General features: G+C 63.2%; 8 protein-coding genes. 7 read left to right on the top strand and 1 reads right to left on the bottom strand.

Features of this window, described 5'->3' with window-relative positions:
- The 5 genes from accB to AACR77_RS18185 all read left to right on the top strand — a co-directional run.
- On the top strand, nucleotides 1-268 hold a 268-nt coding region (gene accB / locus AACR77_RS18205), incomplete at its 5' end, for an acetyl-CoA carboxylase biotin carboxyl carrier protein (RefSeq protein WP_042883225.1).
- Nucleotides 269-283: 15 nt separating this feature from the next.
- Nucleotides 284-1,624, top strand: a complete 1,341-nt coding sequence (gene accC, locus AACR77_RS18200) for an acetyl-CoA carboxylase biotin carboxylase subunit (protein WP_010675406.1) — start codon at nucleotides 284-286, stop codon at nucleotides 1,622-1,624.
- A gap of 268 nt (nucleotides 1,625-1,892) precedes the next feature.
- Nucleotides 1,893-2,141, top strand: coding sequence for a YhdT family protein (locus tag AACR77_RS18195; protein ID WP_039040309.1), 249 nt, complete (start codon nucleotides 1,893-1,895; stop codon nucleotides 2,139-2,141).
- Nucleotides 2,131-3,588, top strand: a complete 1,458-nt coding sequence (gene panF / locus AACR77_RS18190) for a sodium/pantothenate symporter (RefSeq protein ID WP_042883223.1) — start codon at nucleotides 2,131-2,133, stop codon at nucleotides 3,586-3,588. Before AACR77_RS18195 ends, panF begins: the two co-directional genes overlap by 11 nt.
- Nucleotides 3,589-3,675: 87 nt before the next feature.
- A complete protein-coding gene (locus AACR77_RS18185) occupies nucleotides 3,676-5,100 on the top strand; it encodes a PTS transporter subunit EIIC (RefSeq protein WP_042883221.1) in 1,425 nt (474 codons plus the stop codon).
- Here the strand turns inward: AACR77_RS18185 and AACR77_RS18180 are convergent, their stop codons facing one another.
- Nucleotides 5,101-5,973: a LysR family transcriptional regulator gene (locus AACR77_RS18180; RefSeq protein ID WP_042883219.1), complete on the bottom strand. Its 873-nt coding sequence runs from the start codon at nucleotides 5,971-5,973 to the stop codon at nucleotides 5,101-5,103. It lies immediately after the preceding gene.
- A 100-nt stretch (nucleotides 5,974-6,073) separates the two neighbouring features.
- Here AACR77_RS18180 and AACR77_RS18175 point away from each other — a divergent pair, with 100 nt between their 5' ends.
- Both AACR77_RS18175 and prmA read left to right on the top strand, forming a co-directional pair.
- The gene (locus AACR77_RS18175) at nucleotides 6,074-7,090 is read left to right on the top strand and encodes a zinc-binding alcohol dehydrogenase family protein (RefSeq protein ID WP_042883217.1); all 1,017 of its coding nucleotides are present in this window, start codon (nucleotides 6,074-6,076) and stop codon (nucleotides 7,088-7,090) included.
- A gap of 531 nt (nucleotides 7,091-7,621) precedes the next feature.
- On the top strand, nucleotides 7,622-8,481 hold an 860-nt coding region (prmA, locus tag AACR77_RS18170), incomplete at its 3' end, for a 50S ribosomal protein L11 methyltransferase (protein ID WP_231563280.1).

Below are 8,481 nucleotides of genomic sequence, written 5' to 3'. Positions count from 1 at the left end.
AGCCGCTGCACCTGCTGCCGATACCGCCCCGAGCGGTCATCTGATGCGCTCCCCCATGGTGGGCTCCTTCTACCGCTCCTCCAGCCCGGAAGCCAAGCCGTTCGTGGAAGTCGGTCAGCACGTCAATGTCGGCGACACCCTGTGCATCGTCGAAGCCATGAAAATGATGAACCAAATCGAGTCTGACAAGGCCGGCGTGATCAAAGCGATCCTGGTTGAAAATGGTCAGGCCGTCGAGTTTGACGAGCCGCTGTTCATCATCGAATAAGGGAAAATGCCACCCATGTTGGACAAAGTAGTCATCGCCAACCGCGGTGAAATTGCCCTGCGGATCCTGCGCGCCTGCAAAGAGCTCGGGATCAAGACAGTGGCCGTTCACTCCACTGCCGATCGGGAGCTCAAGCATGTGCTCCTGGCGGACGAAACCATCTGCATCGGCAAGCCTGCCAGCGGTGAGTCCTACCTCAATGTGCCGGCCATCATCGCCGCCGCCGAGGTGACCGGTGCCGTCGCCATCCACCCGGGCTACGGCTTCCTCTCCGAGAATGCCGACTTCGCCGAAGTGGTCGAGAAATCCGGCTTCATCTTCATCGGCCCGCGCGCCGAGACCATTCGCCTGATGGGTGACAAGGTCTCCGCCATCGAGGCGATGAAGAAGGCGGGCGTGCCCTGCGTACCCGGCTCCGACGGCCCGGTGGACAACGATGCCAAGCGCAACGCCGCCATCGCCAAGCGGATCGGGTATCCAGTGATCATCAAGGCCGCCGGTGGCGGTGGTGGTCGCGGCATGCGCGTGGTGCGCAACGAGGCCGAACTGGCCTCCGCCATCGCGCTGACCAAATCCGAAGCGGGCCAGTTCTTCAAGAACGACATGGTCTACATGGAGAAGTACCTGGAGAATCCGCGCCACATCGAGATCCAGGTGCTGGCTGACGGTCAGGGTACCGCCCTCTATCTGGGTGAGCGGGACTGCTCCATGCAGCGCCGTCACCAGAAGGTCGTGGAAGAGGCGCCGGCCCCCGGCATCACCGACGAGATGCGCAAGTTCATCGGTGAGCGCTGCGTGCGCGCCTGTCTCGAGATCGGCTACCGCGGTGCGGGTACCTTCGAGTTCCTGTACGAGAACGGCGAGTTCTATTTCATCGAGATGAACACCCGTATCCAGGTGGAGCATCCGGTCACCGAGATGGTCACCGGCGTCGACCTCATCAAGGAGCAGCTGCGCATTGCCGCCGGTCAGCCCCTGTCGATCACCCAGCAGGACATCCGCATCCGTGGCCACGCCATCGAGTGCCGGATCAATGCCGAAGATCCGGCCACCTTCCTGCCCTCTCCCGGTCTCATCCAGCGCTTCCACGCGCCGGGCGGCCTGGGCGTGCGCTGGGAATCCCACATCTATGCGGGTTACAAGGTCCCCCCCTACTACGACTCCATGATCGGCAAGCTGATCTGCTACGGGGAGAACCGTGACGTGGCCATCGCCCGCATGCGTCACTCCCTCGACGAGCTGGTGGTGGAAGGGATCAAGACCAACATCGCCCTGCAAAAAGAGATCATGAAGGACGAAAACTTCCAGCACGGTGGCACCAACATCCACTACCTGCACAAGAAGTTGGGTCTGTAATGGCTTGAGGCCCGACCCATTGAGCACGGTGGCAGCACAGAACAGCCACCACCTGCACAAGAAGTTGGGTCTGTAATGGCTTGAGACCCGACCCATTGAGCACGGTGGCAGCACGAGCAGCCACCACCTGCACAAGAAGTCGGGTCTGCAAAGACCCCTTTCATCGGGATATTGCGCGATCCACCCGGATCGCCAACGTAAAAAAGGGCCATGGCGACATGGCCCTTTTTTGTTATTCTTGCGCCCCGCTCACTCGTCGGAGGCCACAGTGAACCGTTTCGCACTCGCCCGTCGGGAAGCAGCCTTCTGCCTGCTGCTGACCCTGCTCTACTTTGTCGCCTGGTATGGCTCGGCGTATTTCATCCCCGAGGATCTCGAGCTGTGGGACCTGCCCCTCTGGTTCCTGCTCAGTTGCATCCTGATGCCGCTGCTGTTCATCGGCCTCTGCGCCCTCATGGTGGATCGCCTGTTCGTCGATATTCCCCTGGATAGCGAGGTACCACCCCATGAATCTTGAGCTGATGCTGCCGCTCTGCATCTACCTGGTGCTGGTACTGGGGGTCGGTTTCTGGGCCAGTCGCCACCGGACCGGCGGCAACTTCATGCAGGAGTACTTCATCGGCAACCGCAGCATGGGGGGGCTGGTGCTCGCCATGACCCTGGTGGCCACTTATACCTCTGCATCGTCCTTCATCGGCGGGCCGGGAGCCGCCTACAAGGTCGGCCTCGGCTGGGTGTTGCTGGCGATGATCCAGCTGCCCACTGTCTGGCTCACCCTGGGGGTGCTTGGCAAGAAGTTCGCCATCATCGCCCGCCGGGTCAACGCGGTGACCATCAACGACATGCTGTGGGCCCGCTACCAGAGCAGGGCGGTGGTCGTGCTGGGCTCGGTCACCATCATCCTTGCCTTCATCGCCACCATGGTGGTGCAGTTCATCGGCGGCGCCCGCCTGCTGGAAACGGCGACCGGCCTCAGCTATCAGCAGGGACTCTTTCTGTTTGCCAGTTGCGTGCTGCTCTACACGGTGATCGGCGGCTTTCGCGCCGTGGTGATGACGGATGCCCTGCAGGGCATCGTCATGCTCATCGGCACTGGTGCCCTGCTGGCGGGCATCCTCATCGCCGGTGACGGGTTGCCGAATCTTGTCCACCAGCTCAAGGAGATAGATCCCAAGCTGGTGAGCCCCCAGGGGGCCGGCGACATGCTGACCCAGCCCTTCATGCTGAGCTTCTGGGTGCTGGTCTGCATCGGGGTGGTGGGCTTGCCCCACTCGGCGCTGCGCTGCTTTGGCTACCGGGACAGCAAAGCGCTGCACCGGGGCATCCTCATCGGCACCATCGTCTGCGCCCTGCTGATGTTCGGCATGCACCTGGCCGGGGCACTGGGCCGCGCCATCCTGCCCGGCATGGACAGCCCGGACAAGATCATGCCCTCCCTGATGATGGAGGTGCTCCCCCCCTGGCTGGCCGGGGTCTTCCTGGCCGCCCCCATGGCGGCCATCATGTCCACCATCGACTCCCAGCTGATCCAGGCCTCCGCCACCCTGGTGAAAGATCTCTACCTCAATTACCTCAACCCCAGGCAGGAGAAGCTGGAGGTCCGGGTGCCGCGCCTCTCCCTGCTCTGCACTCTGATCCTGGGTACCCTGGTGCTGCTGGCGGCGCTCCAGCCCCCCGAGATGATCATCTGGCTCAACCTGCTCGCCTTCGGCGGCCTGCAGGCGGTCTTCCTCTGGCCCCTGGTGCTCGGCCTCTACTGGTCCAGGGCCAACGGCCCGGGAGCCCTGGCCAGCATGGTCTGCGGCATCCTCTGTTACGGTACCTTGAGCCAGTGGGGGATCAAGGTGGCCGGCCTGCACGCCATCGTCCCGAGCCTGACCCTTGGCCTGGCGGCTTTTGTCCTGGTCAGCCTGCTCACTCCTGCCCCGGATCAGCGTGTCCGTCGATTGTTTGATCAAAATTAAGAAAAGGATCAATAAAGGAAGGCTCGCCTATTCCCAAATGGGGGCTCACGGGTAAAATGTGCGCCACGTCACAAATACCGTACCCCCATGCCAGTCCAGAACGCCAGAAAGATCCTGACCCAGTCCTTGCAGCGCCTCGGCTATGCCCTGTTGCTGCCCGTCTCCATCCTGCCCCTGGCCGCCCTGCTCCACCGGCTCGGCCAACCGGACGTGCTGGATCTCGCCGTGCTCTCCCTCGCCGGTCGCGCCCTCTTCAGCCAGATGCCGCTCATCTATGCGGTGGCTATTGCCTTCGGGTTGAGTCGCCAGGGGCAAGGAGCCCAGGCGCTCGCCGGTGCGGTCAACTTCCTGCTGCTGAGCTCGGCGCTGGGCACCCTGGTGCCCGGGCTGCATGCGGACATGATCTGCGGCCTGCTGGCCGGGCTCGTCACCGCCATGGTCTGCTCCCGGGCCCGCGCTCTGCGGCTGCCGGGCTGGTTGCGCCCCCTGCAGGAAGATCTGCCGGGCATGTTGCTCTCGGCGCTGGCCTGCCTGCTGCTGGTGATCCCCCTCTCCATCCTCTGGCCGCTGCTGGAACAGGGGCTCACCCTGCTCGCCTCCGATCTGCTCACCACGCCATTTGGCGCCTTCTGCTACGGCGTGCTGAACCGGCTGCTGATCCCCCTCGGTCTGCACCAGGTGCTGGGCAGCCTCATCGGGCTCGGGGAGAGCAACCTGCAAGCCCTCTCGACCGCCCAGCCACTGCATGAAGGCTATGTGGCCGGGCTCTATCCGGTCATCATGTTCGGCCTGCCCGGTGCCTGTTTTGCCATCTGGATCCATCGCCAGCGGATGCAGCAACTGCCCCAGGGAGGGCTGCTGCTCACCCTGGCGCTCACCTCGGCACTGGTGGGCATCACGGAGCCCATCGAGTTCCTGTTTGCCTTCACCGCTCCCTGGCTGTTTCTGGCCCATGCCCTGCTGACCGGGCTGTCGCTGGCCATCTGCAGCGGGCTCGACATCCAGGTGGGCAGCTACTTTTCTGCCGGATTGCTGGATCTGGTGCTGAGCTACCACGCCGGTCTGCACAGCTTCTGGCTCATCCCCCTGGGCATCCTCTTCTTCGTCGTCTATGCCCTGCTCTTCTCCCGGCTGCTGGAACACGCCCCCCTCAGTCTGCCGGGCAAGCCCATGGCCGAGGATCTCTCCCGGCTCGCGACCGTGGCCCCCACCGATCCCCAGATGCTGGCTATCCAGTACCTCAAGATGCTGGGGGGCATGGACAACCTGCAGGCCATGAGCGTCTGCCTGACCCGCCTCAGCCTGCGGGTTCGCGACATGGCCCTGGTGGATCAATCCTGCCTGGCCAGACTGGGCTGCCTCTCCTGGGTCGTGCTCAACGAACATCAGCTGGTGCTGGTGCTCGGCCCCCATGCCGGCCTCATCGAAGGGCAGATCCGCATGCTGGCGGAACGCCAGTCGGTCCCGCTCGGTCTCGAACCGGCTCAGGCTCCCCTTGGCCAGCACCAGTGATCAGGCGAAGGGAAGACGTTCGGCCACGAAGTCCATCAGGCTGCGAAGGGCGGGGGCCAGGTGTTCCCGGCTCGGGTAGATGAGATAGAAGGGGTTCACCGGAACCAGGAGATCCGGCAGCACCTTGAGCAGTCGCCCCGCCGCCAGATCGTCGCCGCAGACATGGGCCGGCAGCAGGGCAATCCCCCCGTCATGGAGTGCCAGCTCCCGCAGCGCCAGCAGGCTGTTGCTCTGGCAGGCCCCGCGAGGGCGCCAGCCCCCCTCCTGCAATGGCCACACCGGCAAGGAGCCATGTACCAGGCAGGCGTGTCCGGCCAGCTCTGAGAGCTGGAGCGGCGTCCCGTTGGCCGCCAGGTAACCGGGAGATGCCACCAGATGGCGCGCCACCTGGCCGATGCGCCGGCAGATGAGGCTGGAATCTTTCAGCGGCGCCGCCCGCAGCGCCAGATCGTAACCTTCCCCCACCAGATCAAGCTGTTCATCGCAAAGGGTCAGCTCCAGCACCACCTCGGGGTAGAGGGCGCGAAATTCGGCCAGTATCCGGCCAAGCAGCAAGGTTCCCGTGGCTTCGGGAGCAGTGATCCGCACCCGCCCTCCAGGAGCCGCGCGCAACCGCGCCATCGCCAGATTGGCGCTGCGCGCCAGTGCCAGCAGCTCCTGACAATGGGCCACATAGACCTCCCCCTGGGGCGTCAGGCTGAGCCTGCGGGTGGTGCGTTGCAGCAACCTCACCCCGAGCCGGGATTCGAGGCGCGAGATCTTCTGGCTCACCGAGGACTTGGGCATGCCGAGCACCTCGGCCGCCCCGGTGAAGCTCCCCTGCTCCACCACGGTGGCGAACAGCCCCATCAACTCCAGTTCGATATTGTTCATATATTCAAACAGTCTTTACCAATTACCCATCTTAATCTTGATAATCATCCAGACTAGAGTGAGTGGCAATCCCGAACACTGCTATTTGAAAGGAAAAGCCATGAAAGCCATCGCCCTGACTCACTATCTGCCAAGCAACCACCCCCACTGCTTCATCGAGAGCGATCTGCCCGATCCGACACCGGGCCCGCGGGATCTGCTGGTACGGGTCAACGCCACCTCCATCAATCCGGTCGACACCAAGGTACGTGCCCCCAAGGACAAGGTCGAAAGCAGCCCCCGCGTGCTGGGCTGGGACGCCGTGGGCGAGGTGATCGCCGTCGGTAGCGACGTCACCCTGTTCAAGGCCGGTGACAGGGTCTGGTATGCCGGCGACATCAGCCGCCCGGGCAGCAACAGCTCCCTGCAACTGGTGGACGAGCGCATTGCCGCCATCGCCCCAGTCACCCTGACCGATCTGGAAGCCGCCGCCCTGCCGCTCACCGCCATCACCGCCTGGGAGACCCTGTTCGAGCGCATGAGCCTCAGCCGCGAGAGCCGCGGACGACTGCTCATCATCGGCGGCGCCGGCGGAGTCGGTTCCATCGCCATCCAGCTCGCCCGCCAGCTCACCGGCATGGAGGTGATCGCCACCGCATCGCGCCCCGAAACCCGGGAGTGGTGCCTGGACATGGGGGCCCACCAGGTGGTGAGCCATCACCATCTGCAGGCGGAGCTCAAGGCACTCGGCATCAGCGAGGTGGATGCCATCTTCTGCACCAACGCCACCGAGCAGCACTGGAACACCATGGCCAGCCTCATCCGTCCGTTTGGTCACATCTGCACCATCGCCGAGTCCAGTGACCCCTGGGATCTGGGTCTGCTCAAACCCAAGAGCGTCACCTTCAGCCAGGAGTTCATGTTTACCCGCTCCCTGTTCCAGACCCCGGACATGATAGAGCAGCACAACCTGCTCGGCCGGGTCGCGGCCCTGATCGATGAAGGGGTGCTCAAGACCACCCTCAGCAAGGTGGTGCCCGAACTGACACCCCTCACCCTGGCCCGGGCTCATGCCGAGCTGGAAGCGGGTCGCATGGTGGGCAAGCTGGTGATCGACATGAGCGGTTTCCATCGCTGAGGCGCCGCCAGAGCGGGTATCGTCGTCCTGACTATTCCCTTGTAGGTAAATAAATGCACCATCATGGGGTGAAATCACCAGTGACAAGCCCCAAGAGTGCACAGCCCCGCAGGTAACCTTTGTCCCTGACGGGGCATCTCCCCCGAAAAAACCATAAAAAAGAGGCCATCCCGTCGGGATGGCCCTAAAAACCTGAACGTTGGGGTAACAATCACACACATATCCTTATGCAGGACATCTGTAACTTTGCAGATAGCGTGCCAATCTCTGCTTTTCCCTCCCAATTAACCGCTTTTCAGCGCACCGGCATAAAAAAAGCCACCCGAAGGTGGCTGAAAAAAGATGACGGAACTTCATAGAGCAAAGCATTCAGCGGGAACAAGTTGCTTCCCGTCACCCATGAAGGAATACATTAACCGTGCCAACTTGGCAGAGTTACCTCCCTTCCCCATGAGGCCATGGTCAAACCACGACAGCACGGGCCCATGATGATAGAATCCCGCGGTTTCACATTTATGAAGAGCCGACGCCATGCCCTGGATACAAATTCGAATCAACGCCACTGCCAAGACCGCAGACAAGGTGAGCAACATGCTGCTGGGGCGTGGGGCCCAGGCGGTGACCTTTATGGATGCCAAGGATGTGCCCGTCTATGAGCCCATGCCCGGTGAAACCCCGCTCTGGGGCGAGACCGAAGTAATGGGACTGTTCGACGCCGAAACCGATCCGGCTCCCACCATCGCCTTCTTCCAGCAGATCTTCGGTGAAGACGTGGGCTACAAGGTGGAGCAGCTGGAAGACAAGGACTGGGTGCGCGAGTGGATGGATCACTTCCACCCCATGCAGTTCGGCGAGCGGCTCTGGATCTGCCCGAGCTGGCGCGACGTGCCGAACCCCGATGCGGTCAACGTCATGCTGGACCCGGGCCTGGCCTTCGGCACCGGTACCCACCCCACCACGGCACTCTGCCTGCAGTGGCTGGACGGGCTGGATCTGGCTGGCAAAACCGTGGTGGACTTTGGTTGCGGCTCCGGCATCCTCGGCATCGCCGCCCTGAAACTGGGGGCAGCCCGGGTCATCGGCATCGACATCGATCCTCAGGCCATCCAGGCCAGCCGTGACAACGCCGAGCGAAATGGCGTTGCCGACCAGATCGAACTCTACCTGCCGGCGGATCAGCCGCAAGACGTCGAAGCGGACGTGGTGGTCGCCAACATCCTGGCCGGCCCGCTGCGGGAACTGGCGCCGCTTATCGCCGGCCACGGCAAGGCGGGCAGCCTGATGGCCCTCTCCGGCGTGCTGGAAAGCCAGGCGCCGGAGCTGGAGACCATCTATGGCCAGTGGTTCGAGATGGACCCGACCGCCGTGAAAGAGGAGTGGTGCCGCCTCTC

Origin of the sequence: Aeromonas sp. ZOR0002 (genome assembly GCF_963866995.1) — a bacterium.
GTDB classification, from domain to species: Bacteria; Pseudomonadota; Gammaproteobacteria; order Enterobacterales; family Aeromonadaceae; genus Aeromonas; species Aeromonas caviae.
This window is presented reverse-complemented; position numbering and strand designations above follow the sequence as displayed.

Bases quoted from the DNA above. Each gene is read 5' to 3' on its own strand.
- accC (WP_010675406.1), top strand. From the start codon at position 284: ATGTTGGACAAAGTAGTCATCGCCAACCGCGGTGAAATTGCCCTGCGG.
- panF (WP_042883223.1), top strand. From the start codon at position 2,131: ATGAATCTTGAGCTGATGCTGCCGCTCTGCATCTACCTGGTGCTGGTA.
- AACR77_RS18185 (WP_042883221.1), top strand. From the start codon at position 3,676: ATGCCAGTCCAGAACGCCAGAAAGATCCTGACCCAGTCCTTGCAGCGC.
- AACR77_RS18180 (WP_042883219.1), bottom strand. From the start codon at position 5,973: ATGAACAATATCGAACTGGAGTTGATGGGGCTGTTCGCCACCGTGGTG.
- AACR77_RS18175 (WP_042883217.1), top strand. From the start codon at position 6,074: ATGAAAGCCATCGCCCTGACTCACTATCTGCCAAGCAACCACCCCCAC.